Genomic DNA, 26,348 nt, shown 5'->3' with positions numbered 1-26,348 from the left:
GTGTCCTCCACTTCTGCTAGACCTGACCTGTCCGGAGGAGTGCCCATGCCCGTGACCGCCGCCTCCGTCCACCCCGGGCGGGGCTTCTTCCACAGCCTGCATTGCTATCTGCACTGGAGTGCGGAACACGTCGACGACTTCATCACCGGCACGCTCACACCGCTCATGGAGGGACTGCGTCGGGACGGGACCATCACCGACTGGTTCTTCATCCGCTACTTCGACGACGGTCCACACCTGAGGGTGCGGGCCCGGGGCGCCGAGGCACACGAGCACCGCCGGTGGCAGGAGCAGTTGATGGCCGCGGCCCGGGCCGCCGACCATCCGCTGCTCGACCTCAGCACCGCCAGCCGTCCGGGGTGGCCGGGGCACGCACAGGCCCGGCAGGTCGACTACGAGCCGGAGACCGAGCGGTATGGCGGCCCGGCCGCGCTGCCGGTGGCGGAGACGCTGTTCGGCACCTCCAGCCGGATCGCCGCCGAGGTGGTCGCGCGTACCCCGGGACCCGGCCAGCGGATGGTGGCGGCCACCGACCTGGTCCTCGCCACCCTGATCGCCCTCGACCTGGACATGCTCGCCGCGGCCCGATGGCTGCGCCGCAGCGCGACGGCCTGGCGGTGGCACCCGGAGAGCACCACACTGACCCCGGGCAACGTGCAGGGGCCGGCGCTCGCCGCAGCCACCAGGCAGGGCCGCTCGGTGGTACGGCGCTGGCACGAGATCACCGCCTCCGCGGCGGACGGCTCACGGATCCGGGACCGGTGGGCCGCCCAGGTGCGCGCCGCCCGCGCCCAGCTGGAGAGCTCTGCCGGCGGCGGCGACCGGTGGGCCGGGGTGTGGGCGTCCCAACTGCACATGCTGCTCAACCGGTTGGGCATCCTGCCCGACGAGGAGCGCTCCCTCTACCACTTCCTCGCCGCCGCCTTGCTGGCGCCGGACGGCCCCACCGACTTCTTCGCCGACGGCACCGCCAGCCCCGACCGGCGTTACCTGGCGGCCAGCAGCTATGCCCCGGGCCGCATCGAGTGGCAGCGGCCCCGGACGTCGGACCGGACGCGGCACGGCGACCGGCGACGGTCCGGTCCGCCCCTGGCTCTTCCCCCCGCCGCGCCCGTGACGGCCGCGCTCGGCGACGCGCTCACCGCGCGGGCCAGCGGACGCGGGCCGCTCTGCGGCCCGCTGGACGCTGCGCAACTGGCCACTCTGCTGTGGACCGCCAGCGGGGCGAGTGATCGGGCCGGCAGACCCGGCGTCCGTCGGCCTTACCCGAGCGCCGGCGCCAAGTACGCGGTCCGGCTACGCGTGCTGGCCCGGGACGTGGCCGGCGTCCCGGCCCACCAGTACGACGTGGACGCCGAGTCCCGGCTCCTGCTGCCCACCGGCCCGGTGCCCACCGACGCCGAGCTGGCCACCGCGTCGATGTGGTTCAAGGCCGGCCCGGCCACGCAGCCGGCGGACACCCCGGCCGGCCAGGAACGGATCGATCTGTCGGCGCTGCCGGCGCTGCTCGGGGTCTACGTCGACCTGCCCGTGCTGCGCGCCAGCTACGGCCTCCGGGCGCTGCGCTTTGGCCTGCTCGAGGCCGGTCACCTGGCCCAGAACCTGGCCCTCACGGCGGCGGCGACGGGACTCGGGCTGGGCATGGTCGGTGGGTTCTACGACGACATCGCCCACGAACTGCTCCTCCTCGACGGGGTCGACGAGGTTCTCGCCTATCTGCTCCCGGTCGGTCGGCCCGTCGGGTGACCCCTGGCGGCCGGGCCCGCACGTCGGGCCCGACCACCCCCCGGTCGGGCCCGGGACGGGACGGTCACGGGAAGGGATGCGGATGCAGCGCCAGGTCCTCGTAACGGGGCCGCCCGGGCAGGCGGCCCAGCTCCGCCGGCACAGTCAGCAGCCGGGGCAGCCCTCGCGTCCGCCGGTTCAGGTGACCGAACGTCATCGGAAGGGTGCCGGGGACGACGACCTTGGCAGCATGCAACCCGAGGGCCTGCCGCAGCTCGGGGATGCTCTGGTCGACGACGACCGGTTCCACCCCGGCCCGGTGATGCAGATCCGCGCAGAGCGCGCCGAACAGGGCCGCGAGGTCCTCGACGGGGCGGGGCAGTCCCGGCCACACCTCCCGCCAGGCCCGGGTCCGCCCGGCCCCGAGCAGGAACTCGTAGCGCGGCCGTGCCTCGGGCAGGCAGTGCAGCATCATGTGGTCGTCCATCCGGCGGACCAACGCGGCATCGTCGAGCATCGGCAGTAGCCGGTCGCGGTCCGCCCGCGCCGAATCCCCCTGCCACGCGTCGCGCACCTGGTGGAGGTTGACGACCAGCTCCACCACGGCAGAGTGGATCGCCGAGAGGGGATCCAGGTGGGCGCCGGCCGCGAAGAACGCCGTCGGCGCCGCCGGGCCCGGCACCCGGTGCTGCGCCAGCGCGACGACCGCCGGCACGGCCAGGTCGGTGGTCGCGTCGAACAACCGTAGGTCGTAGTCGAGCAGGTCCAGATCGTCGGCGAGGTGCCCGACCAGGTCGAGTTCGTCGGGGAGCGCGACCTCCACCAGCGGCGTACGGGCGTACCAGGCCATCAGGAAGGCGTCCCGTTCGATCACCTCGAACAGGCCGTGCAGGGCCGCCTCCTCCAGACTGTTGCCGAGACCGCAGCCGTTGGAGGACTCCGACAGGAAGGCCACCGGCGGGCGGTGCCCGAGGTCACCCCAGTACGCCGCGTGCTCCGGCACCGCCACGGACGTCGCCCGACTGGGCGACCACCCCGGCACCCACCACGTCGGCACGTCGGGGGCGTACGGGGTGTGGTGAGCGCTGGGCAGGTCGGGCAGACCGAGGGCCGCGGGATCGACGGCGCGCTCCGGCCCCAGCTCCGCGAAGGACGCCCGGTACCGGGCGGCGGGCCCGTGGGGGGCGTACCCGGCGAGCCGTTCCACCGCTTCGAAGAGCGCCAACCGGTCAGCCTCCGCGGCAGTCGCCGCCCGGCCGAAGCCCGCCACGGTGACCGCCGGACCGGCGACCACCGCCGTGGTGACCGGTAGCCCGCACCCCTCGTGCCGGTGCAGCTGAACGACGTGGCCCAGCCGCGGCTCCAGCAGCGCCCGGCGAAGTCCCGCCAGGTCGGTCGCCGGGTTGGGCCGGCGCAGCCGCACCGGGTCGGCCGGCGGCTGACCGCTGCCGGCAAGCGGCGTCCCAGGTGGAGCCGGGGGCTGCCGGCTGAGGCATCCTTCGCAGCGAACCCCCACCGGCGCCACCGGATGGGCGGACACGCTCCCGTCGTGCCGGACGACCCAGAGCCGCGCGGCGGCGGACTGCGGCCCGGCCAACGCCGACCGGACCACCGCGGCGAGCACGGGCAGCAGGGCCGGCGCCGGCAGACCGCCGAACCGCAGCTCGGAATCACCGTGCGGTGTCCTGCCGCCCAGTGCCGCCAGCCTGGCGGCCTCCAGGCAGCGTAGGCAGGTGGCACTGTCGGGTTCGACCAGCGGACCCACCAGCGCCGTACCGCCGTCGAACCGGACGGGCAGGACGGTGCCGCCCGCCCCGGCGCCCCGGTCGACCAGCCGGCTCAGCAGCGCCGGACTCCACCGGGTCGACACCACCACCGCCGGGCCGGAGCCGGCCCACCCGTCGTCCTCGGCCAGCACCGGGTACGGCGACCCCGCCCCCCTCAGCGCCTCGGCGAGGTGGCCGGCCAGGTCAGGATCCGGCTGCCGGGGACCGTCCCGATCGTCCCCGGGCAACCACGGGTCACCGGTCATCGCCGGCCCGCAGGACGACGAGCCCGACCGCACGCAGGGCGGCGGCCAACGGAGCCGGCGGCGCCACCACGATCGGCTCCGCGGGGGCGCCGACGAGGGTCCGCAGTGACCGCCGGAGGGCGGCCTCCCGTTCGGACCCGTCGGGCATGGGCGCGGCCGAGCGGCTCACCCGTGGCGACGCTCCGCAGGGGCCGTGCGAGTAGGGCGGACCGGGCTGGTGGGCACGCCAGCGGACCGTGGCGACCGCGGCGAGGGCGGCGAAGGCGACCGCGTCGTGGGCCGTAGCCTCGATCGCCCAGCCGAGTTCCATCCACCCATCGGGGTCCGTCGTGCCCGGGCCGCGCACGACGGCCAGCTGCGCCCCGGGGGCGAGCCGGCGGACGTGAACGGTCGCCGGGACGCCGAGGCGGTGGGTCAGCGTACGCCACCAGCGGCGGGCCTCCGGCGCGTCGAACGCCGACGGGGGGACAGCCCCGCCTGACGTGTCGCCGGCCGAGGCCACCGACCGGCGGGCGAGGCGGCGCAACAGCACTCCCTCGGCATGGCTGCGGTCCACCCCGCAGGCCAGCACGGCGGCCTCTCCGGCAGGCACGCTGCGCAGCTCCACCGCTGCCAGCATGGCGTGCAACCTCGCCGTGGAGGTGTCCGGACCGTGCCCGGTGACGAGCGTCCCACCGGCCGGGCCGGGAACTCCGCCGACCCGGCACCGGGCCAGTCCCACCGGCAGTTGTGGCAGGTCGTCGAGCTCCACCGGCGGCAACACACCGAGTTCCGGGTCCGTGAGGGAGGTGAGTAGGCCCGCGTGGACGGTGTCGTCCCGCCGGTCGGGGGCGTCGACCGCCGGTGACCGTACGCCGGGTGGCCACGGGTGGGCGGTGGCGCGCAGCGGGTCGCTCCGCACGACGAGCGCCGTCGGTGTGGCCGGGTCGGTCAGCTCGGCCAGCGCGCCGAGGAGCCGGTGCGCGGCGCAGGCGCCGGCCACCACGGCAACCGGGTCGCCAGGGGCCGTCGCCGCGCTGCCGAGTCCGAGCCGCTCGGCGATCAGGCCGGCCTGGGACCGCAGATGCGTGCCGGGGCCGACGGGGGTGACGTAGCCGACCGTGGCGCTGGCCCCGGTCACCACGGCACGCCCGTCGCCGGCGGCGAGGATGACGGGCCCGGCGTCGCGCGGTGCGTCGGTGCGGGTAGCGGCCCGCCGGACCCGGGCTCCGGCGGTGGTCAACGCCTCGATCGCGGCGGTGGCAGCGGGCCCCGCTCCCGTGACGGTCACCGATTCCCGGCAGATGCCGGTCCAGGACGCGGCGGGGTCGGTGGCGACCGAGGCCAGCCAGGTGGCGACGGCGGGGGGAGGCACCGGATCCGGCCCGCAGGCGTCGGTGGGGGCATGGGCACGCCCGGCGGTGGCCCAGTGCTCCGGCACCCGGACCAGCAGGTCGTGTTCCCGGAGCAGGTCGGCCAGCCGGTACAGGGCGAGGGCGACGGGCGGGCGTGGCGACAGGTCGCGCAGGTCGTCTGTGGCCCGGCCGGACGCGAGGCGCCGGGTGAGCAGTTCCCAGAGCCGCCACAGCTGTGGCGCGTCGTCCAGGGTGAGGCTGGTGTCCCAGGACCGTAGGTGCAGCCCGCCGTCGATCCGGGTCGCCTGCACCGTGGGGCGGAGTTGCCAGGAACGGGTCGACATCTGCTCGCCTCACCGGTCGGGGAACGGCTGGGGTCGTCGGAAGGAGTCCGGGGTCGGAAGGGGCGACTGTCGCCGGGCCCGGCGACAGTCGCCTCGTCACCCAGGCAGCACGGTTCGCGCTCGCGGCGGCTACCGCATCGGCTCGTCGGGGACGATGGAGCAGGAGCAGGACGCCGCGCACGCGCTGATCCGGGACGCCCCGGACTCGGGGATAGCGACGGTGTCGCGCATGACCGTCACGGTCAGGCCGCTGAGGTCGAGATCGTCGAGCTCGAACTCGTCGTCTTCTCGTTCAATCGGCATGTGGTCACCTCCCTTCGAAGGTGGGATGAGGCCCGGGCCACGCCGGGATGGCAGAGATTCTTCCGGCGGCCGGTGCGGGGCGTCGTCAGTAGTTTTGCCGACATCACTACTTACCCACGCTCGGGGGCGACCCTTGCCTGCCCGGCCCGGGGTCCCGCCCCTGGCCGACCCCTCGGTGGGTGACGTGTCATCCGGCGCACGACGCCCGGACCTTCATGGCGCCAGGGCGGGTCCTCGACCGTTCGCCGTAACGGACCCGGTAACTCGACGGCCCGCCGGGGGAGGAGTGGCCGACATGAGAGGGCATTGGGACGTGATGCGTGATGTCGTTCTGTCCGGGGATGCGGATATCGAGCTGTTCCGGCATGGCGTGCGTCCGCAACACCTCGTGCAGACTGCGTCCGATGGTCTTGGCTCGGGGAGCCGGTGAGCACCGGTCCGCCCAGGTTACGGCCACGGTGGTCACACCGCCGCTGTGGTCTTCCTAGATGCTGCGGTCGTCGAGCGTGTGAGCGTCTTGGGGACCAGGTGGGGACCAGACGGCCTGCGCGATGGTGCGCGGCACCACGTCGAGCGCACGACCTGATCTTGGGGATAGCGTGACGTTCGTGGACGTGTGACGGGTTCGTCCTGGGGTCCAGGGCCGTCGGTGCGAATCCGGCCGTCCCGAAGCAGGTCAGAGGGCTGATCCGGTAACCGGGTCGCCCTCGCCGTTCTGGGGAGCAGCTGAGCGACGTTGTTGGCGGTTGCCGCGGTCAGGGCCGCGGCGAGAGGGATGCGCCCGCGTCGGTGATGACGTGGTGTTTCGAGCCTGCTTGCGGCGGTCGACCTGGCTCGCACCGATGGCACTCACACCGGCTCCGTCCGCGCGCTGCGTTCAGTCTCGCCCTCATGCTCATGGCGGCTCACTTCTCAGAACCGTCATCGCAACATTACCCTGTGCATAGGGCCAGGCGTATCGAACGGAGATTCGATACGCTACACCCTGACGCTGCTGACTCTGTGTGACCGGCATTTACCGCGAATCCGCCGGAAAGGCGTGGGCAGTCGGCATGCTGACCATTCCGACGAGGCGGGCCCAATAGCGGTAAATGATGATCAGAACGGTGATGCAGTCGTGTCGTCGCACACCCATCGCCGCCAACCTGTGAGCAGGGATCGAGGGTGTTGCTTTGATCCACTGGCTGTGCGTAGGATCCCCTCCGGGAGGCGATACATAGCAAACAAATGCGGCATCCGACTGTTGATGGAAACACAGTCGGGTATCTGTTAGGTCGGACCTTGCCTATTGTGGGACATGGATGGGCGCGGGATCGATTAGCACACTCTTTGGTGAGCTGATCCTGGGCCGTTGTTCCGATCATGCGAACGCTCGCCTGCCCGCACTGAAGCCCTCGGATCAGCCTACCTTTTCTCAGGAGATTCTTCCAAGCGGAGGCTGGAGCCATTCATGCCTTTATCCGTCTTCAATCGGCAAGGATTGAAGGGTGCGTCGCGAGATGCCTCGCCGCTCGGTCCCTTGCGTAACGACGGTATCACTGAATCGCTGTCTACGCGGCTCGCGCACGGGCCGAAGCGCGTTTTTGCAGACTACCTCTGGCCGCTTGCGAAATGCCCGGTAGGGTGTGGCCACTGCAGCTACGCGTCGCCACCCAGGGTGACCAGGTGCAGCGTCGCTCGTGATCCCCGACGGGTCCTGCGGCTACCGCGTTGTAGCTGTGGATGTACGCGAAGCCAGTGCTCCTGCCAATTCCGGTGCCTCAGTACGCAGGAGCCCCGCTATCCGCTCATGTCCTTGCCGATGTCGAGGCCACGAAGGCATTGCGAGCGCTGGCCGCGGCAACGAGCAGCGACGGTGGACAACCGTGATCGGCTGTCAACGCAGACTCCGACGGATGGTTCGGCCCGGCTGCCGCTAGATCATCCGGGCGGCGACCAGCATGATCGTCTTCAGCTGATGCCTGCAGACTCCCCTGGCCCGTAGAACGGCCTGCCGGCACATGCACCCACTCTCGCCTCGCGGCTCGCGTCCTCGCCCTTGCCTACTCTTCGTTATCCCTCCTACCGCTGGTCGTTCGCCCTCCTTCCGCGACGGAGCGAGAACGCAGCCCCATCTCTGCCACAGGAGCGGCCGTGACTGAGCAATTTCGTGAGTTAGCCGAACGGCTTTCAGGAGACGAACCGCTCCTTGAACTGCCTACCGACCGACCGCGTACCCACGATTGTGGTAGCCGCCGGGTGGACGAGCCGTTCGCCATCACCGGGATCCTGGCCGGGGAGATTGACGAATTGGCGCGACGGATCGGGGCCGACAAGGGGGTAGTGCTCCAGACCGCGTGGCGTCTCCTGCTACACCGCTACAGCGGGCAGCGACGATTCGTCATGCGTGTGACGTTTGTAGCCGCCGGGTCAGCCGGAGCGGACCATCACACGGCGGAACCGGGCGCCATCGTCGATTGTGGTGATCCCGGGCTACTAGGGTTCGACGCATTGGCGAGAGCAGACGGCTCCGATCTCATGTGCCTCCTTGCCAGGCCGGCAGAGCAACCGGGCGACAGCGGGCACCAATCCGCACCTCGAATTCAGACGGTACGTGCGGGGTTTGCCTGGTATGGCGCAGGGACGGCGGTCCACGGCGGATCGTCGGATCCTTCCGTCGCCGATGAGAGCACCTCCACAGCGGAAATCAGTTTGACGGTTGTTGAGGCCTCCGCCGGGCTCAATGGTCAGCTCAGCTACGATCCTGAATTGTTCGAACGCGACACCGCTCGCCGCATGATCGCGCACCTGATGACGCTCCTGGGCAGCGCATGCGCAGATCCGTACACTCCTGCTCGATTCCTTACAGTCCTGACAACCGACGAGGTTGCGAGGATTACCCGGCAGTGGGGCCGGGGCAGAGCAGTCAGCATGCCAGATCTGTGCCTCCACGAACTGTTCGAGAGACAGGCAGATCGGGTGCCCGACGCCGTCGCAATCTCGTGTGGCGACTCCAAGCTCACCTATGGCGATCTGGAGCGACAGGCCAACCAGTTGGCTCGACTACTCCATCAGCGCGGGATCGGGCCGGAGTGCCGGGTAGGCGTTTTCATGAGGCGCGGTCCAGGGGTCATCGTCGCGATCCTGGCGATCCTCAAGGCTGGCGCGGCCTACGTACCACAGGACCGCGATCAGCCCGTGGAGCGGACGGCGACCGCTCTTGCGGCCGCCGGTGTCAGCCTGACCGTCGTGGACGCCGGCACCGCTGAAATATTGACGGCGAGTGGTCTTCCCGTCCTGGATGTCGATCAGCAAGCCACCGAGCTGCGGACCCAACCGAGCGAGCGACCGGAGTCCCCCGCCGCCCCGAGCAATCTGTCGTACGTAATTTTCACCTCCGGCTCCACCGGCACGCCGAAAGGCTCAATGATCGAGCACCGCAGTGCGGTGAACTACCTACTGTGGGCTGATTCCGTGCTACCCACGGGCCATCGCCAGGGCACCCTGGTTCATACTCGTTTGAGCTTCGACTTCACGGTGCCGTGCATCTTCCTTCCCCTCATGAGGGGCACGGAAATGGTGTTGCTACCCGACGGCGCGAGGATCGATGAGGTAGTCGATGTGCTCACCAGCGACGCCGATTTCGATTTTGTCCGGCTCACCCCATCGCACCTCGAAGTCCTCGATGGGCATCTTCGGTTACGCGGCGGGAGCCTGGCCACCAGGACGCTGTTTGTCGGCGGTGAACCGCTGCGCCTGGAGCTTGTCAGGTCCCTTGCAGCCCGGATACCGGGACTGACGGTGCTGAGCCAGTACGGCGCCACGGAGGTTACCGTAGGCGGTTGCTGTCTCGATGCGACCGCCGTTGCTGCCGCACGCGGTCGAGGGACCGCACCCTTGGGTCGCCCCAACCCGAACATCGAGGTCTACGTGCTCGATGAGAATCTAGAGCCGGTCCCGTTCGGGGTCGTCGGCGAAGTGGTGTTCGGTGGTGCGGGAGTGGGCCGCGGCTACGTCGGGTCACCGGCTCTCACGGCTGAGCGTTTTGTGCCGGACAACCTCAGCGACCGCCGTGGTGCCCGTCTGTACCGCACGGGGGATCTCGGACGATACCGAGCGGACGGAACGCTGGAGATCGTCGGTCGCCGGGACCGTCAGGTGAAGGTGAACGGGCATCGGATTGAGCTCGGTGAGGTGGAGCACGTACTGCACACCGACCCCGGGGTGGAGCGGGCCATCGCAGCCGTCGTTGGTCCTCCAGATGGGCAACGGCGCCTGGTGGCTTACGTGCAGCCTCGATCATTGTCGAAACCGGTCAATGCTCGACACCTCCAAGAGGTGTGTGCCGCTGCGCTGCCAGCGTACATGGTGCCGGCCAACATCATCACTGTGGAGAAGATGCAACTTACTCCCAATGGCAAACTCGACGTGCGGGCGGTTTCCAGTCACGCCGAGGAGATTAGCGAGAAAGCATCTCTTCTCAGTGCCGACGAGCAGCGGATCGCCCGGGCATGGCAGACGGTACTCGGGGTTGACGTGGTGAGGTCCGAAGACGACTTCTTCGGACTTGGCGGCGATTCCCTCGCGGCGATGCGTGTGGTCCATCTTCTCGAATCAGCGGAGCGTGTGCAGATCCGGTTGGGTGACGTCTTTGCCCATCCCACCCTGTCGGCACTGGCGGCAAGGGCGAACAAGGTGGAAGCTCTTGCCTCGACTGCCGCTCCCTCCGGAAATCTGGCGGGCCAGCCAGCAGGTACTCTGTCCCCGACCCAACGCGGTCAGTGGCTCTTGCATCAGGTGTACCCCGAGTCGCCGATATACAACGTCCCCTTGGCGTATGAACTCACGGGGCAGATCGACGTGAGTGCGCTGAACCAGGCGTTGAACCTTCTGGTGGGTCGGCACGAGGTGTTGCGTACGTCTTTTCCGGACAGTGGTGGCGTCCCCTCCCTTCGGGTACACCCTCACATCAGCGTCACTCTCGACGAGGTCGATGCGACGGGAAGCGACCCGGCGGTTCTAGAGGCACAAATGCGTCTCGTGGCGCAAACTCCGTTCGACCTCGAGCGCGCACCTCTGCTACGCGGCAGCTTGGTTCGGCTTTCCTCCGACCGACACGTTCTTCTTCTCTGTCTGCACCACATCATCTGTGACGACTGGTCAATCGGTATCATCACCAACGAGTTGAGCGAGCTCTACAACAGCATCGTGGGATCGCGGCCGGCACGCCTGCCAACGCTGGACATCGTGTACTCCGAGTTTGCGGCGTGGTACCAGCAGTGGCTTAGCGGGGAACGGCTCGAGCGGCAGCTGGACTACTGGCGCTCAGCCCTCACCGGCTACGTCCCCTTCGAACTCCCTACCGACAGGCCACGCCCAAACAGCCGACCAGTAAGTGGCGATCGGGTGGAGGTCGACCTGCCTGGTTCCCTCGTGAACCGGCTCCGCACAATCGCTGAAGATAATGGCTGCACGCTCTTCATGGCGCTTGCAGCGGTGTTTCAGGAACTGCTGGCGCGATACGCCGAACGGGATGATGTGGCGATAGTCGTGCCAGTCGCGGGCCGCCACCACCCCGGTACGGAGTCTCTCGTAGGGCTTCTGATCAACACGATCATCCTACGTGTCCACACCGGCGGTGCGCCGACTTTCGTGGAAATGATGAAACGGGTGAGGCAGTCGGCGCTCAGTGCTTTCAGCAACTCGGACGTCCCTTTCGTGCGGCTTGTGCAAGAGCTTAAGCCCGCCCGCGACCGAAGCCGTCAGCCTTTCGCTCAGGTCTCCTTTGCGCTTCAGTCAGTCACTCCTTCCCCCGTAAGTTTCGCAGGAACGGATGTCCGCCAGCTGTCCATTCATAACGAAACTGCCAAGCTTGATCTGATGGTCGAGGTGATCCCTGTTTCGCCGACACGCTGGTCGTTGCGTGCCGAATACGCCACCGAGATATTCGACCACGATTCGATTCATGCCTTGGTTCTCCGCTTCCGTCAGTTGCTCGCCGCCGCAGCGGATGAGCCAAAAGCGCAACTCTCCGCCGCACAATTGGTTGAAGAGCGCCATCCCTCGTAGGCAGCCACCCGCCTGCGCGATTCGGGTGGGGGTCGCAGTGACCTTTCCCAGACACCGCGCTGCCACCCAGTGCCGATTTCTTCACTTGGTGTGAGCGACTCGGTCCAGCTGATCGAGGCGCGAGACGCCGTCAGCACAACAATGCCTCGTTGCTACTTGCGGGAGATCTCAGGGCCGATATGATCGAGGTTGAATGCCGGCGACTCACTTGCCGTACGTTCAAGAGCGGGGAAAAGTTGTATGCCAATACTTACTTTCGGTAGTCCTCGATCGCGAGCCGAGCCACCTCTGCGACTGCCCGAGAGGCCCAGTGGGAGAGGATGACCCACCAGACTTGTCGGTCGAGCCTCGATATGTAGAAACCGGTCAGGAATGAAAAACGAGTACTGCCCCGATGGGCGAACCGTCATCCTGTGCGTCGCGGCCAGCGATTCCCATGTCGTCGCAAACCACCTCATCGCCTATCTGCTCAGGTCGCATGGCTTCAACGTGGTGAACCTGGGAGCCTGCACCACGGTATCCGATATTTGTGATGCGCTCCTTCGGTGGCCAGAAGCGGAGGCGGTACTCGTTGGCAGCCTCAATGGACATGCGCGGCAGGATCTTGCCGACCTGCCAGAGGCGAAAGATCGCGGTGCGATCACCTGCCCGGTGATTGTTGGTGGAAACCTGTCGGTCACCGGGGACAGCGACATCAGTAAAGATGCTGCCCTCTATGCTCTGGGGGTAGATCACATCCTTCGCGACCCGTCTACGATCCCGGCGGTGCTCGATCGGCTCCGAGTGGAACGAGGCGGCGATCTGGCAGGCTTCCCGGGTTCGCCACTTGTCGAGGAACCGATTAATGGACGTCGATGAAACCCCATCGATTGCGGACTCGGTGGCCTTCGTCAAGGGACTGAAGAAGCCCGCTGTTGCTGACGTTCTCAGGGCAGCGCAGGCGCGGGGCCTTGTGGCGATTCAGCCGCGATGCGGTGTCGGCGGTCACGAGCAGATGCGCGGCCTGCTGCTCGCCCTCGAAGAAGGCGCCCGTCCCGACATTCTGAGTCTGACAATCGACTCCTACACGCGGCTCAACCAGTTCGACACAGCGCAGTCGTCGTTACGCAACGCCCCTGAAGAACTGAACGGCTATCCGCTGGTGGCGCACGGTTGGCGGCGCGGGCGCGACCTGAACCAGGCGGTCTCCGTCCCGCTCGAGGTGCGTCATGGCTCTCCACTGCCGCGCCGATTGTTCGAAACCACAATTGCGTCAGGAATAACGTCCTTCGAAGGCGGCGGGATCTCATACAATCTGCCGTACTGCAAAGACGTGCCGCTGGCGGCCTCGTTGGATGCGTACGCGGAGATCGATGCGAAGTGTGGTGAACTGACCCGAGCGGGTGTGGTCGTTGACCGGGAGCTGTTCGGCAGCCTCACCGGCGTCCTCGTTCCGCCGTCGGTGAGTCTCGCAATCAGCATGTTGGAAGCGGTCATGGCGGCCCATGGCGGAGTGACCTGCATATCGATCGCGTACCCGCAATCCGGGAATATGGTACAGGACGTCGCTGCGCTACGCGCGATTCGGTCTCTCGCAACTCGCTACCTACCGTCGTCAGTCGACGTCTATCCAGTGCTACATGAGTTTATGGGAGTCTTTCCGCGGAGCCGCGCTCGTGCTGAACAACTCATCTTCGCGGGTGCCCTGACCGCAAGGCTGGGCGGCGCCGCGAAGGTGGTCACCAAGACGATCCGGGAGGGATATAGCATCCCGGACGCCTCTGCGAACATCCACGGGATGAGACTCGCGCGGGTCGCGAACGCCCCTTTCGTCGACGCCATACGGCTCGATGATGCCGCCCTGGGTGAGGAGCAGTACTGGATCGAACGCGAGGTGAATGAGATCGTTGAGCCATTGCTTGGGGTCACGGACCTTCCGCTGGCGATCGCCTCGGCATTCGAACATGGCTCTTTGGATGTCCCGTTCAGTGCAAGCAGGCACGCGAGGTCAACCGTCATGCCGTGTCGTGATCGCGCTGGCGCGGTGCGTTACCTGGATGTGGGAGGCCTTCCATTTTCTGTAGATGTCAGGCGACGAAACCGTCGCCTGATCGAGGATCGGTGGCTTACGTCCGGTGATCACGAACGGATGCGACTGCTGATGGCAGACATAAACTACTTCCTCGAGCCGCCAGGGCAGCAGGATTTCGACTTTGTGCCGGCTGTGGTCGAATCGGCGACCCAGGGAGCTGATCCGGAGGAGACGTATGCTGCATGACTGGTTCCTCCGGAGTGTCGAGAAGTATCCAGACGAACCTGCGCTGATCGCCGACGGCCGGCAGTGGAGCTACGCCGAGATCGACGAGGTCTCCCGCAGCATCGGCCATCGCCTGCTCGCCGAGGGCGTCGCGCGGCCGCGAGTCGGCTTGCTGGCCACGCGGACCGTCGAGACCTACGCGGCCTACATCGCGGGCCTGCGGATCGGCGGTGTCGTCGTGCCGCTCGATCCTTCACATCCCGCAGATCGCCTGGCCATGATCGCCCGTTCGGCCGGCCTGGATTTCATCGCCGCTGACGACACGGCGGACGCCGCGCTCCTGCACGCACTCCCGGCCCGCGTCGTGTCCATCGGGTCGCCTCCGGCATCACACATCGCTGCCGCGCCGGCGTTGCGAGACAGCTCGCCCGAGTGGACGGGCAAGCCTGACGACCTCGCCTACCTGCTGTTCACCTCGGGCTCGACAGGCCGGCCCAAGGGCGTACCGATCAGGCACGGCAACGTAGACCCGTTCATCGAGTTCAACGTCGCCCGCTACGGGATGGAACCCGGCTGCCGGCACTCGCAGATGTTCAGCCTGACGTTCGACCTGTCGATCTTCGACATGTTCGTCACCTGGGGCTCCGGAGCCGCTCTGGTAGTTCCGTCGGCCGACGACGTCTACGATCCGGTCGAATTCGTCAACAAGCATCGGTTGACGCACTGGTTCTGCGTGCCCTCTCTGGTCTCCATGGCTTCCCGAGCACGGCTGCTGTCCCCGGGATGCATGCCGTCGCTGCGCTCCAGCCTGTTCTGCGGGGAGCAGCTCACGCTCAACCAGGCGCAGGCATGGGCCGAGGCGGCGCCGAACAGCGCCTTGGAGAATCTCTACGGACCGACCGAGCTCACGGTGGCGATGACGGCCTATCGCTTGCCGGAGGAACGCGGCGCCTGGCCGGCGACATCCAACGGAACCGTGCCGGTCGGCGCGGTATATCCGCATCTGGACTTCCAGATCGATCCGGAATGCGGCGAGCTCCAGGTGCGGGGTTCCCAACGGTTCTACGGCTATCACGACGCCAAGGACAATGAGGGGAGGTTCATCGAACCCGCACCTGCTGGATCCACGGCCGACCGCCACGAACCAGGGCTTGAGGCGTGGTACCGCACCGGCGATCGGGTCGTCCTCGAAAACGGCGCCCTCGTTCACCTGGGCCGCTTGGACCAGCAGGTCAAGATCCGCGGCCACCGGATTGAGTTGCATGAGATCGAGAGCGCCCTACGGATGTGGGGAGGCGTCGATGACGCGATCGTCCACGCAGTCACGCATCTCGACGGGCAAGTCGAACTCGCTGCCATTTGCGCCGATGGCGCTCCGTCGAAGACTGAACTACGCAAACGGCTTCGTCCGCATCTGCCCGACTACATGATACCTACCCGCATCGCTTACCTGGCCGCCCTTCCGGTGAACGACCGCGGCAAGATCGACCGGAAGGCCTGCGCGGAACTGCTGCAGAAGAGGTTCGCACGCTGAGTCTGGGTGTCTGGAGCATGGCGAGCGGAAGGCGATGACCTGAGCGGATAAAACGGCAAGCGTTCCTCTCTGAGTAACCGCCCACGCCCGACTTGGCGCCAGAGCCCCTACAAAGTCGTGACGACGTCCGATCCCAGCGGCTTGGAGCAGAATTGCCGCTGTTCGTGGCGGCATGAGTGGCCCTCGGTGAGCTGGTTTCAGCAGAGATCAGCCGATCATTCCTGAACACCTTCCCTATTTCGTCCTGTCGGAGAACTCAATGACCTTAGATCGATTCGTGCGGGATTCGCTGGAAGCGTCGGTGTGTGATCTGTTCGCCGAGTATCTCGACGTCGAGACCCTTTCGGTGACGGACGATTTTTTCGAAGTCGGTGGCCATTCAATGCTTGCCGCTGAGGTGGTGGCGAGGATCAGCACCGAGTTCAGGGTCAACCTCAGGCTTCGTGACTTCTTCCGAAATCCAACCGTCGCGCATGTTTGTGAGCTCATCGCCGAACAGGACGGCGCCGTCCCGGGCGAGCGCTCGTGAGGACTGGCACCAATGAGGCTTTTTCATCGTGATGGCCCTGGTCACGATGGGTGCGGGAAGCGTGTATCGACGTGGGAGGGGCTCCGGGTAGGACAGCGGTCAACCAAGATCCGATGCCCCAGCCGGGAGCATGACTGTGCTGTCTCACCCGTCCGCGGTCGCCCTGCCCGCTGTGCACGGCCTGGCCGCCGCCCGCGCCCACCGCCTGATCGACACCCTGACCAGCGCGAACGCCTTGACGTTCACCGAGAAGGCGTAGCAGGGTGCTGGCGGCAGCGTCCGTACGCCGTTCAGACGCCGTCCGCACCGGCCCCGGCTGTTCCGCCGGCTGAAACGGTCAACCGCCACCACGCCAAGATCCGGCCGTCGGAGAATGCGCCGTCGCCACCCTCAAGGCTGGAAAGTCCTGACCAAGCTCCGCTGCCTGCCCCGACGCGCCACCGCGATCGTCCAGGCCATCCTCGTCCCACATCACGTCCAGACCAGCCGGAGCCCACGATGAAGAGCGCTCAATGTGGCGGAGACCGTGGTGGCCCGGACCGGTTCGCCTCGCGGGTCCGTCTGGGCTGACGTTCCGAACTCAGCCGACTGGCAACGATGGTGCAGATGGTGGCGCGGCACTCCGGGCACGTTCGTCGGCTACGACTTCCGCCGGCTCCGTGGCTCGAGTCCTTCCACTCGATCGATGCCTACCTCAGAGCAGGCGACCCCTGCAGGTCACTCAACCCCTACAGGGCACCCGGCCTGGGCTTCCTACCCCCACAGAGATCCCTATACGATCCTGGCCGATCACCGCTCGCGGCGCCAGTTGGAGGCAGACCGTGCCCTGTTCCTGTCAGCCTGAACAGCCGACGCCGACCCGGTCCTGCCACGCCACGCCACGCCACCGCCGCGTCGCGACCGGGGCAGGGGGCGCCTGATGAACTCCCGCAGCCCGGTTGCCCTGCCCGACCCGGCCGCAGACTATCTGCGGGCGGTCGGGGCCGGGGAGTTGCCGGCCGACCTGCCAGCCAGTCACGCCGTCGGGGTGCTGGGGCCAGCACTCGCGGCGCAGAGCTTCCAGCGCCCGATGTTCGTCGTGGAGCGAGAGATCGCTTCGTTCTGCGCCGACTTCGAGGTGTTGCTCGATGTCGTCGGCAGGCTGCCCGATCTGCTCGCGGGCGGCAGCCTGGCCGAGTTCGGCGCGCTGACCGACGCGCCAGCGGCGATCCGCCCGATGCTCGTCGACACCGACATGCCACGCCTCGTCCGGTACGGCCGCGCCGACCTGATTCACGACGGCACCGGCTTCAAGGTGCTCGAGTTGGGCCTGTCCACCGCGGTCAACGGGGTCCGGCGCGCACCTCTGGGTGCCGCGATCCTGGCCGACCCACGATTCAGCCACTTCGCCGAGCGACACGGACTACGTCACCTCGATTCCGTCACCGGCCTGGTCGACCTGTTGGACGCGGCGGCACCGGAGCATGACGCCGGAACGCCTGACGACCTCAGGGAGGTGCTGATGGTCGAAGCGACCGGGGCACTCGCGGAGTGGGCCGCCGCGTGGCAGCCGCTGGCCGAGCGGATCGAGACGCGCCCCTTCCGGACCCGGCTGGCCGAGATCGCCGACCTGTCGAAACCCGATGGGACCATCGCCGACGGTGTCGCCGGAGTCAGCGCGATCCTGCGGCTGTTCAGCCTGGAGGAACTCGCCGCGGAGCCGGACCCGCTGATCGCCTGGCGGCGGCTGCACCCGTCAGCGGGCAGCACCACGCCGCCGGTGGTCACCGTACCGGCGCACGACGTGTTCAACAGCAAGTCCTGTCTCGCCCTCGTGCATCTGCCCGAGGTGCAGAACGCGCTGACCGAGGCCGAGCGCGCCGCGTTGCGCCGCATCCTGCCCCAGACGACCCGCCTCGACGCCCCGTACGATCTGACCGGCCTGATGCACGAGCGGTCCGACAGCATCCTCAAACCGACCACGCTGGCCCGTGGTGAAGGCACGGTGGCCGGCTGGACGGTCGACGACGCGACCTGGCGCGAGGCGCTCACCACGGCGGCCCGGAACGGCCGGTACATCGTGCAGCGGCGGGTCGTGCCCCGGGCCGAGCCGGGTTACGACGAGCAGGGCAGCACGGTGCGTGACTGGCACGCGGTGTGGGGAATGCACTACGGGCCGGCCGGGCTCACCGGTCTTACCTCGCGGCTGGTCAAGGAAGCGAGCGCCGTCGTCCGTGGCACCGGCCGACCAGTCCTGCTCGCGCCGGTCTTCCTCAACTCCGGCACTCACTCACTGAGCGATGATCGCGATGGGATGGCCGTCGCTGGATGCTGACTTTCGCTCCCTCTGGGTCGTCCGGTCAGCCACGCCACGCTCGGCGCTGGAACGTTGTCGGTAGGCAAACCACCGGTCTGCCGGCCCACCGGTTCGGTGCCCGCCGCGCGGTGCCGACCTGAGCCGGCCCGGGCGCTTCCGGGACCGTGGGCCCACTGATTCGCGTCGCTCAGCCGACCGATCCCGTTGTCGCGCGTGGCCGTACCGCCGGTTCGAGCAGCGACAACGTCCGCTGCTGCGCGTCGAGGCCGACGCGGATGCCGACCGGCATCGGCATGTTCGGGCCGGCATGTCCGAACTCGACGTTGCCCAGGACCGGAATGTCACGGTCGCCGAGGACGTCGAGGACGATCTCGGACAGGGTGGGGGACGCGTCGGGCGCTCCGAGACCGTCGATCGCGTACGGGACGCCCACGACCATGCCGGCGATCCGATCGAGGATGCCGCAGTGCCGCAGCACCTGCAGATAGCTCCACACGTACGAGGCTTGGCCGCCCATTTCCTCCCAGAACAGCACCGCGCCGTCGAACCACTCGAGCGGCAGCGCGTAAGGCGTCGCCTGCGCCAGCACAATGCGATTGATCACCCCGCCGATCAGCCGGCCTTCGGCACGACCGGCACGCCAGCACTCCCACGACGGGGTGGCGGGCAGCGCGCCGATCGCCTCCGTACCGGTCAGCAGTGCCGAGTAGAGCTTCTCGAGTGCCGCTCGGCGCGCCGCGGGCGCAGACTGCCACGCCCCGCCGAGACCGGGCGTCGCCAAGTCGGCATGGAACCCGACCAGGCCCGTGCGCGCGTAGAGCACCAGATGCAGCAGCGAGATGTCGCTGTAGCCGAGGATCGGCTTGGGGTCGGCAGCGATCGCCTCGACGTCGATCAGGTCGAGGTAACCGAGCGCCGTCTGGCCCCCGTCATGCGCGATGATCGCGCGCACCTCGGGATCACGCAGAAGAGCGTTGAGCTCCTCGGCGATCTCCACCGGCCGAGCCGCGCTCCACCAGTGCTGCCGTCCTGCTTCGAGTAGCGGTGCCCGACGCACGCGGAATCCCATCCGCTCGAGTACGACCACCGCCTGCCCGAGGTCAGGCTCGTAAGCGGCATGGAGCGGCCCGGACAGCGACGCGATGACGACGAGATCTCCGGGTGCCAGGGCGCGAGGTCGAAGCAGTTGAGGCAGTGTGGAACCGGTCACCGGCGCAGTGTTTCAACGCACGCGACGACACGCCACACACTGACTGATCGACCGCCCAGCAGCCCAGCCCGCACGACCCCGGCTGGTCCCGATGCGTGTGCCGGCCCCGGAAAACCACGTGAGCGTCCACAGCGGGGCGGGGCGGCCAGCCGCTCCCAATTGCGGTTGGCCGAGCCCGGCTGCCGTGCGAACGTACGGCAGCACGGAACCCGCACCGGTGGAGGATTGATGGAGACGGCTGCGTTCGACTATGACCACGAAGCCCCGCTCGAGGTCGAACGCCACGAACACGTGGTGACGCGGGACCTCACCATCAGCGAACTCACCTACGACCACGGCGCCGGTGGCCGCGCCCGCGCCACCCTCATCGTCCCGGCCCGGCCGAACGGCACCGGCGTGATCCTCGCCCACGGCGGTACGGACGACGGGCGGCACTTCTTCGTCGACGAGGCCACCAGCATGGCCGAGCGTGGCATGACCGCGCTGCTGACGGCCTACCGACTGCCGCCGCACGGCGACCAGCGGGCCGTGGCCGACGCCGTACGGGCCGCGGTGCTGACCCAGCGCCGCGGCCTCGACCTACTGACCGCGTGGGCCGACCGGCTCTGCTACTTCGGGCACAGCGCCGGCGCGTACCTGGGTGCCATCCTCAGTGGGGTGGACCCGCGCCTCTTCGCGCTGGCTCTCGCCTCCTACGGCTCCGGCACCCTCCAGCGCCTCGCCGCCGCCAGCCTGCCGCAGAACGATCCGGTAGCCGACGCCTACGTGGAGTTCCTGCACCGCTTCGAGCCGGCGTCCTACGTCGCGGTGCCGGGCGCCCGACGGCTGCTGTTCCAGCACGGCAGGGACGACGAGATCGTCTACCTGTCGGAAGGGCTGCGCTTGTTCCACGCGGCCGCCGAACCCAAGGAGTGGCGCGAATACCCCTGCGGACACGACACGTCGACGCCCCCGCGGGCCCGGGCCGACCGCCTGCGGCTCTTCGCCGCCACCTCGGAGGGCTGAGACGGGACGATCGCGAGTCGGTGCTGGTGTCGAGGCGGCGGGCGACGTTGCGCGCGTAGCGTGTGCCGCAGTCATGCAGGTGACCTGGAGGTTGACGATGCGTCCGACGGCCCGTTCGTTCCGCACGCCCGACGGCGTGACGCTCGGGGTCGAGCACTTCGGCGATGCGGCGGCGCCTATCGTGCTGCTCGCGGGCGGCCCGACCATGCTCTCCTGGCCCGATGCGCTCTGCGAGACGCTCGCTCGCGGCGGACGTCACGTCGTCCCCCTTGCCGAGATCCATTCACGAGCGTAGGAAGAACACCACGCTCCACCCACCATCGTCGGCCCCCGCATCGGACCACGGTCCGGTGTCGAAGGAGATGCGCGTGACCACACCCAGACGGCTCCGTCTCGCCGTGTCCGTGCTGGTGACCGCCGGCGCCGTCCTGCTCGGCGCGGGCGCCGCCGCGGCGCCGCCCGCGACGCCCGCACCGGTCGGGCAGCAGGACTGCGACCCGATCGACCCGACGGCCTGCCTGCTGCCGTTCCCGAACGACTACTTCACCGTGCCGGACCGGACCAGCCCGACCGGCAAGCGGGTGCGGTTCGCGGCCTCCGCGATGCCCGCCAACGCGCAGGGGACCCCGATCGACCCGACGGAGTGGAACCGGCAGGACGGGTTCAGTCCCGGCTCGCCGATCCTGGTGCGCGTGCCCGGCCTCGACGCGGCGGCGACCGGGATCGCGCCCGTCACCGACATCGGCCGCTCGCTGGCGCCGGACGCGCCGATCGTGCTGCTCGACGCCCGCACCGGCAGGCGCACGCCGTACTGGGCCGAACTGGACGCGCACGCGGCCGGCCAGCCGGAGCGGCAGTTGCTGATCATCCGGCCCGCGGTGGCGCTGACCGAGGGCACCCGCTACGTCGTCGGCCTGCGCGGCCTGCGCGACGGCGACGGGGCGCTGATCCCCGCCCCGAAGGCGTTCACGGCGTACGTGACCGGTGCCGGCCTCGGCCACCGGGACCGGCGCGGCCCGCAGATGAAGCGGATCCTCGCCGACCTGACCCGGGCCGGCGTCAAGCGGCACAGCCTCTACCTGGCCTGGGACTTCACCGTGGCCAGCCGGCACGGTCTGACCGGGCGGACGCTGGCGATCCGGGACGGCGCGTTCGCCGCGCTCCGCCGGGCCGCACCGTCGTTCACCGTCACCCAGGTGACCGACTACCCGCCGGAGCAGGAACCGCTGATCGCCCGGCAGGTGACCGGCACCATCGGCGTACCGTCGTATCTGACCGGTGACGGCGGGCCCGGCTCCCGGCTGCACTACGGGCCGGCCGGCGGCGACGGGACGCCACCGACGCCGAACGCCCTGCCCACGCCGTCCGGCGCGACGGTGGCGGCCGACTTCGTCTGCAACATCCCGCGCAGCGCCTCCGCCGCGAAGCCGGCGCACCTGTCGCTCTACGGCCACGGCCTGCTCGGCAAGCCGACCGAGATCAACGCCGGCAACGTCAGGACGATGTCGCACACGTACGACTTCACCTTCTGCGCCACCAGCTGGATCGGCATGGCCGCCGCCGACGTCCCCTACGTGGCCGGCGCCTTCACCGACCTCAGCGCCTTCCCCGCGGTGGTCGACCGGTTGCAGCAGAGCTACCTGAACTTCCTCTTCCTGGGTCGGACGATGATCCACCCGGGCGGGTTCGCCGCCCACCCGGCGTTCCGGGACGCCGCCGGACGGCCGCTGATCAACGTGGCCGGCGGGCTGCACTACGACGGCAACAGCCAGGGCGGCATCAACGGCGGCGCGCTCACCGCCATCGCCCAGGACTGGACCCGGTCGGTGCTCGGCGTGCCGGCGATGAACTACTCCACGCTGCTGCAACGCAGCGTGGCCTTCACCCCGTTCCAGACAATCATGGACGGCCACTACCCGGACAAGGTCGACCAGCAGCTGATTCTCGCGCTGCTGCAGATGTTGTGGGACCGGTCCGAGGCCAACGGGTACGCCCAGCACATGACCGACCGGCCGTTGCCGGGCACCCCGGCGCACCAGGTGCTGATGCACGTGGCCTTCGGCGACCAGCAGGTTTCCCCCGCCGCGGCGGAGGTCCAGGCGCGCACCATCGGCGCCCGCCTGCACACCCCCGCGCTCGCCGACGGCTGGTCACGGGACGTGCGGCCGTACTGGGGCATCGCGCCGATCCGCAGGTATCCGTACACCGGCTCGGCGATCGTGATCTGGAACAGCGGCGCGGCGTACGCGCCACCGCCGACCAACCTCGCCCCGGCCGGGCCGGAGTACGGCGAGGATTCGCACGAGTTCCCGCGCGCCCAGGCCGGAGCCCAGAAGCAGAAGGCGGTGTTCCTGCTCACCGGAAAGGTCATCGACGTCTGCGCGCGGACGCCGTGCCCGTGACGCGGTGACCGGTCATGCCGAGGTGCACGTCCGGCCGCAAGCAGATAGGTGTCTGTGGATCAATGCCGACAGACCGCTGCCCGGCGGCGGGTCAGCGCCCTAGCGTCACCGGTGCCGGGCCCGTGGCGGATGGCCACCCGGGCCGGCTCCTAAGGAGGCACGGGTGCGAAGGCGTTACGGCATCATCTCGGCGGCCACCGCCATGCTCTGCGGGCTCGCTCTGGCCGGCACGCCGGCACAGGCGAGCGTGACCACGCCGAACGGGATCCCGCTCGAGGCGGAGGCGACGTTCCACGGCCGGCCGATCCGGGACGCGGCGACCGCGCAGGCCCTGGCCGACGCGTACTGGACGCCGGAGCGGATGCGAGCCGCCACGCCGCTGGAACCGTTGGTGGGCGGGGAGGAGCTGGCCGGGGAGGCCGCGGACCGGCCGGGTCGGGTCGGCGAACCGCGTTCGGGCGCGGAGCCCATCGGTCCGCGCGGCACCGGCACGGCGGTCCCCGGTGCCTCGGTCTCGGCCCGCAACGCCTCCGCCGGGGCGGGAACCCAGTCCGTCAATCCCTCACCCGGTGTCGGCCGGGTCTTCTTCACCGACGTCAACGACGAGGACCACTACTGCTCCGCCAGCGCGATCAACACGGCCAAGGCGAACCTGGTCTCCACCGCCGGGCACTGCCTGCACCCCGGCGACGGCTCCGACAACTGGTACACCAACTGGGTCTTCGCCCCGAACTACGCCGACGGCCCGTCCGCCTGGGGGCTGTGGAGCGCCCGGAGCATGACCTCCACCAAGGGCTGGGTCGACCACGACATCCTGTGGTGGGACTACGGTTTCGTCACCGTGTGGCCGCGCAACGGCAAACGACTGGTGGACGTCACCGGCGGGGAGGGCATCAGCTTCAACTACCCCCGCAGCGTCGCCGCCACCCTGCTCGGCTATCCCGGCGCCGCGCCCTTCGACGGCAGGTGGCAGCACTACTGCCAGAGCACGACGCAGGCCGCGGGATCCCAGCGGGTCAAGCTCATGGACTGCCCGCTGAACGAGGGCACCAGCGGCGGGCCGTTCCTGCGGGCCTGGAACAACTCCCAGGGCTTCGGGCACGTGAACTCGGTGGCCTCGTACAAGTACTCCGGCAACATGTACGGCCCGTACTTCGACGAGGACGTCGCCGACCTCTTCGACTACGCGAAGGCCAAGAACTGACCGGCGTGGGCCGGGCCGGCCGCGCCGGGAGCTGAGGCGTCCGCCGTGGTACCGGCTGCCACGGCGGCGCCGTCGAGCTCCCCGGCCGCCCAGGTGGTGGTGTCGATCACCCCTGGGCGGCCGACCCGGCCCGGCCGGTGCGCGGCACGGCCCGTGACATGATGGCGCCCATGGGGAAACAGCAGGACGTCGGCGGACCCGACCGTCACAGTGGGTCAGGCGCCGCCGCGGACGGCGCGACGGGTGGCGGCGTCGACGCGCGGCTCGCCGTCGCCCAGGACCCCGCCACGACACAGATGACCCTCATCGACCTGGCGTCCGATCCGTCGGCCGTGGTCCGTAAGGCGGTCGCGACGCGCACCGACGCGCCCGCGCAGGCACTGCGACCGCTGGCCCGGGACCATGATCGTCAGGTCCGGGAGGCCGTGGCGAGAAACCCCTCGACCTCGATCGGCAATCTCCTGCGACTCGTCAAGGACGCCGACCGGTGGGTCCGCTGGGCGGTCGCGGGCAACCCGGCCTGCGACGAGTCGGTCCGCCGGGTGATGGCGGAGGCCCCCGACAAGGAGCTTCGCGGTCTCCTCGCGGAGACGCGCGAACTGGAGCCCGAGCTGGCCGCGCGGTTGGCCGACGACGTCTCTCCCGAGGTACGGGAACGACTCGCCACCCACACCCACGACCCCGACGTGATCACCGCCCTGATGGCCGACCGCACCGCGCGCGTACGCAAGGGGCTCGCCCGCAACCCGCGGACCACCGCCGCCCAGCGCAGCGCGCTCGCCCAGGACCCCGTGGTGGACGTCCGCGTCGCGCTGGTGCTGGCGGTCGAGCTGGACGACGCGGATCTGCGACGCCTGGTCGACGACCGCTCGGTGCAGGTGCGGATGGCGTTGGCGACGTCGGAGATGGTTCCGCCGCACATCCGGCAGGCGCTCGGCAACGATCCCGACGAGATGGTTGCCGGCGCGGCGCGGAACTTCCGCCCCGGGGCGGGCAACGCCGCGGTGGTACGGGCTCCGCGCATCGGCCACCGCGCCTCCGGAACCGGCCGAGGCCGACCGGGCGGCACCCGGCGCTGAGTCGGCGCGAAGACCGGACTGCCGAGGGCGTCATTCGCAGCGGTCCTCGCTGCCCCGCCCGTACGGCTCGCAGCAGTCCGGCCGGTGCCGGAACACGATCAGCGTGTGACCGTGGCGCTCCTCGCGGTCGCCGGTCCGCTCGTACAGGCAGGCACCCCACACCACCGTCTCGCCTTGGCCGTCGACCACCTGCCCGTCGCCAGGGCCGTGCCGCAGCAACACCCTCACACCGGCGACGCTACCCGCGCCCGCCGCGGTGACGTCAGGACTTCCGGAACGAGGCCGGGCGTTCCGGGGTGGCTGCGGGCTCGCCCGCCCAGCTTGTCGGCCGGCATTCCTGCACACGGCAAGCGTCCAGCGGCCCCACGTCGGTCCCGACGGCCATTGGACCACGGCGGTCGCCGCGGGGACCTCCCGCGCGGGAGGTCCCCGCCAGTGGTTCAGGCGGCGTAGATGTACTTGTTGTTCCCCACCGCCAGTACGGCCGCCGTGGAGCCGCGGACCCCGCTGTTCAGGTTGCGCCAGCCGGTGCTGCTGGCCGTCTCGTGGACGTAGCCGCCGGTGACGCTGTAGACCAGCTTCGTCCCGTTGAAGTGCAGCGCGGCCAGGGCCGTGCCCTGTGCGCCGGAGACGCCGGTCCAGAGGTTGCGCCAGCCCGCGTTGCTGGCCGCCTCGAAGATCCGGCCGCCGTTGAGGGTGTAGACGATCTTCGTGGTGCCCGCCGCGATCGCCGCCACCGCCGAGCCCGGAATGCCGGTGCTGAGGTTGCGCCAGCCGTTCGCGCTGCTCGCCTCGTGCACGTAGCCGCCGACGATGCTGTAGACGTACTTGATCCCGTCGATCTCGATCGCCGAGATCGACGCGGAGCTCACCCCACTGATGCCGGTGCTGAGGTTGCGCCAGCCGTTGCCGCTGCTCGCCTCGTGCACCGAGCCGCCGACCACGCTGTAGACGAGCTTCACCCCCTTCCAGTTCAACGCGGCCAGAGCGGTGCCCTGTGCGCCGGAGACGCCGGTCCAGAGGTTGCGCCAGCCCGCGTTGCTGGCCGCCTCGAAGATCCGGCCGCC

18 protein-coding genes and 1 pseudogene are annotated in these 26,348 nt (G+C 69.2%); 13 read left to right on the top strand and 6 right to left on the bottom strand.

The window, feature by feature from the left end; genetic code table 11:
* Nucleotides 1-45: 45 nt before the first annotated feature.
* Complete coding sequence (locus ACLQ22_RS29490) at nt 46-1,746, top strand: thiopeptide-type bacteriocin biosynthesis protein (protein WP_425695184.1); 1,701 nt, start codon at nt 46-48, stop codon at nt 1,744-1,746.
* 64 nt (nt 1,747-1,810) lie between these two features.
* Here the strand turns inward: ACLQ22_RS29490 and ACLQ22_RS29485 are convergent, their stop codons facing one another.
* The 3 genes from ACLQ22_RS29485 to ACLQ22_RS29475 all read right to left on the bottom strand — a co-directional run bounded on the left by ACLQ22_RS29485 (nt 1,811) and on the right by ACLQ22_RS29475 (nt 5,738).
* Complete coding sequence (locus ACLQ22_RS29485; RefSeq protein ID WP_425695183.1) at nt 1,811-3,757, bottom strand: TOMM precursor leader peptide-binding protein; 1,947 nt, start codon at nt 3,755-3,757, stop codon at nt 1,811-1,813.
* Complete coding sequence (locus ACLQ22_RS29480; protein WP_425695182.1) at nt 3,747-5,435, bottom strand: hypothetical protein; 1,689 nt, start codon at nt 5,433-5,435, stop codon at nt 3,747-3,749. Before ACLQ22_RS29480 ends, ACLQ22_RS29485 begins: the two co-directional genes overlap by 11 nt.
* A 129-nt stretch (nt 5,436-5,564) precedes the next feature.
* Complete coding sequence (locus ACLQ22_RS29475; RefSeq protein ID WP_366644405.1) at nt 5,565-5,738, bottom strand: thiazolylpeptide-type bacteriocin; 174 nt, start codon at nt 5,736-5,738, stop codon at nt 5,565-5,567.
* A 2,133-nt stretch (nt 5,739-7,871) separates the two neighbouring features.
* On the opposite strand from ACLQ22_RS29475, the gene ACLQ22_RS29470 reads away from it, so the two are divergent.
* The 7 genes and pseudogenes from ACLQ22_RS29470 (at nt 7,872) to ACLQ22_RS29440 (ending at nt 18,399) form a co-directional block, all read left to right on the top strand.
* Nucleotides 7,872-11,786 carry an amino acid adenylation domain-containing protein gene (locus tag ACLQ22_RS29470; protein ID WP_425695181.1) on the top strand — a complete coding sequence of 1,305 codons (3,915 nt, stop codon included), beginning with the start codon at nt 7,872-7,874 and terminating at the stop codon, nt 11,784-11,786.
* 372 nt (nt 11,787-12,158) lie between these two features.
* Nucleotides 12,159-12,644, top strand: coding sequence for a cobalamin-dependent protein (locus tag ACLQ22_RS29465; RefSeq protein ID WP_425695180.1), 486 nt, complete (start codon nt 12,159-12,161; stop codon nt 12,642-12,644).
* A complete protein-coding gene (locus ACLQ22_RS29460; RefSeq protein WP_425695179.1) occupies nt 12,631-14,043 on the top strand; it encodes a methylaspartate mutase in 1,413 nt (470 codons plus the stop codon). Before ACLQ22_RS29465 ends, ACLQ22_RS29460 begins: the two co-directional genes overlap by 14 nt.
* On the top strand, nt 14,033-15,556 hold the full coding sequence (locus tag ACLQ22_RS29455; protein ID WP_425695178.1) for an AMP-binding protein: 1,524 nt from the start codon (nt 14,033-14,035) through the stop codon (nt 15,554-15,556). Before ACLQ22_RS29460 ends, ACLQ22_RS29455 begins: the two co-directional genes overlap by 11 nt.
* A gap of 277 nt (nt 15,557-15,833) precedes the next feature.
* Nucleotides 15,834-16,085, top strand: a complete 252-nt coding sequence (locus ACLQ22_RS29450) for a phosphopantetheine-binding protein (RefSeq protein WP_425695177.1) — start codon at nt 15,834-15,836, stop codon at nt 16,083-16,085.
* A 160-nt stretch (nt 16,086-16,245) separates the two neighbouring features.
* A pseudogene (locus tag ACLQ22_RS29445) lies at nt 16,246-16,587 on the top strand (IS5/IS1182 family transposase); the annotation flags it as partial.
* Between the two features lie 417 nt (nt 16,588-17,004).
* Nucleotides 17,005-18,399: a hypothetical protein gene (locus tag ACLQ22_RS29440; protein WP_425695176.1), complete on the top strand. Its 1,395-nt coding sequence runs from the start codon at nt 17,005-17,007 to the stop codon at nt 18,397-18,399.
* Nucleotides 18,400-18,568: 169 nt separating this feature from the next.
* On the opposite strand, the gene ACLQ22_RS29435 is transcribed toward ACLQ22_RS29440, so the two are convergent.
* Complete coding sequence (locus ACLQ22_RS29435; protein WP_425695175.1) at nt 18,569-19,591, bottom strand: S66 peptidase family protein; 1,023 nt, start codon at nt 19,589-19,591, stop codon at nt 18,569-18,571.
* 228 nt (nt 19,592-19,819) lie between these two features.
* Between ACLQ22_RS29435 and ACLQ22_RS29430 the strand changes: the two genes are divergently transcribed.
* The 5 genes from ACLQ22_RS29430 (at nt 19,820) to ACLQ22_RS29410 (ending at nt 25,281) form a co-directional block, all read left to right on the top strand.
* Nucleotides 19,820-20,596 carry an alpha/beta hydrolase family protein gene (locus tag ACLQ22_RS29430; protein WP_425695174.1) on the top strand — a complete coding sequence of 259 codons (777 nt, stop codon included), beginning with the start codon at nt 19,820-19,822 and terminating at the stop codon, nt 20,594-20,596.
* Between the two features lie 73 nt (nt 20,597-20,669).
* Nucleotides 20,670-20,891: a hypothetical protein gene (locus tag ACLQ22_RS29425; protein ID WP_425695173.1), complete on the top strand. Its 222-nt coding sequence runs from the start codon at nt 20,670-20,672 to the stop codon at nt 20,889-20,891.
* Between the two features lie 73 nt (nt 20,892-20,964).
* Nucleotides 20,965-22,998: a hypothetical protein gene (locus ACLQ22_RS29420; protein WP_425695172.1), complete on the top strand. Its 2,034-nt coding sequence runs from the start codon at nt 20,965-20,967 to the stop codon at nt 22,996-22,998.
* A gap of 163 nt (nt 22,999-23,161) precedes the next feature.
* Nucleotides 23,162-24,202: a trypsin-like serine peptidase gene (locus ACLQ22_RS29415; RefSeq protein WP_425695171.1), complete on the top strand. Its 1,041-nt coding sequence runs from the start codon at nt 23,162-23,164 to the stop codon at nt 24,200-24,202.
* 170 nt (nt 24,203-24,372) lie between these two features.
* Complete coding sequence (locus ACLQ22_RS29410; protein ID WP_425695170.1) at nt 24,373-25,281, top strand: hypothetical protein; 909 nt, start codon at nt 24,373-24,375, stop codon at nt 25,279-25,281.
* A 30-nt stretch (nt 25,282-25,311) separates the two neighbouring features.
* Here ACLQ22_RS29410 and ACLQ22_RS29405 read toward each other — a convergent pair whose 3' ends face one another.
* Nucleotides 25,312-25,509 (bottom strand): hypothetical protein, encoded by a 198-nt coding sequence (locus tag ACLQ22_RS29405; RefSeq protein WP_425695169.1) that lies wholly within the window; start codon nt 25,507-25,509, stop codon nt 25,312-25,314.
* Nucleotides 25,510-25,721: 212 nt separating this feature from the next.
* Nucleotides 25,722-26,348 (bottom strand): hypothetical protein (locus tag ACLQ22_RS29400; RefSeq protein ID WP_425695168.1); only part of this gene is annotated, 627 nt, incomplete at its 5' end.

Source organism: Micromonospora sp. DT178, from assembly GCF_049841695.1.
Classification (GTDB): domain Bacteria; phylum Actinomycetota; class Actinomycetes; order Mycobacteriales; family Micromonosporaceae; genus Micromonospora.
The sequence above is the reverse complement of the archived record's forward strand: the minus strand, read 5'-3'. Positions and strand labels throughout refer to the sequence as shown.

What these genes read in the sequence shown, in the direction of transcription:
- ACLQ22_RS29490 (WP_425695184.1), top strand. Translation starts at nt 46, where the DNA reads ATGCCCGTGACCGCCGCCTCCGTCCACCCCGGGCGGGGCTTCTTCCAC.
- ACLQ22_RS29485 (WP_425695183.1), bottom strand. Translation starts at nt 3,757, where the DNA reads ATGACCGGTGACCCGTGGTTGCCCGGGGACGATCGGGACGGTCCCCGG.
- ACLQ22_RS29480 (WP_425695182.1), bottom strand. Translation starts at nt 5,435, where the DNA reads ATGTCGACCCGTTCCTGGCAACTCCGCCCCACGGTGCAGGCGACCCGG.
- ACLQ22_RS29475 (WP_366644405.1), bottom strand. Translation starts at nt 5,738, where the DNA reads ATGCCGATTGAACGAGAAGACGACGAGTTCGAGCTCGACGATCTCGAC.
- ACLQ22_RS29465 (WP_425695180.1), top strand. Translation starts at nt 12,159, where the DNA reads ATGAAAAACGAGTACTGCCCCGATGGGCGAACCGTCATCCTGTGCGTC.
- ACLQ22_RS29460 (WP_425695179.1), top strand. Translation starts at nt 12,631, where the DNA reads ATGGACGTCGATGAAACCCCATCGATTGCGGACTCGGTGGCCTTCGTC.
- ACLQ22_RS29455 (WP_425695178.1), top strand. Translation starts at nt 14,033, where the DNA reads ATGCTGCATGACTGGTTCCTCCGGAGTGTCGAGAAGTATCCAGACGAA.
- ACLQ22_RS29440 (WP_425695176.1), top strand. Translation starts at nt 17,005, where the DNA reads ATGAACTCCCGCAGCCCGGTTGCCCTGCCCGACCCGGCCGCAGACTAT.
- ACLQ22_RS29430 (WP_425695174.1), top strand. Translation starts at nt 19,820, where the DNA reads ATGGAGACGGCTGCGTTCGACTATGACCACGAAGCCCCGCTCGAGGTC.
- ACLQ22_RS29425 (WP_425695173.1), top strand. Translation starts at nt 20,670, where the DNA reads ATGCAGGTGACCTGGAGGTTGACGATGCGTCCGACGGCCCGTTCGTTC.
- ACLQ22_RS29410 (WP_425695170.1), top strand. Translation starts at nt 24,373, where the DNA reads ATGGGGAAACAGCAGGACGTCGGCGGACCCGACCGTCACAGTGGGTCA.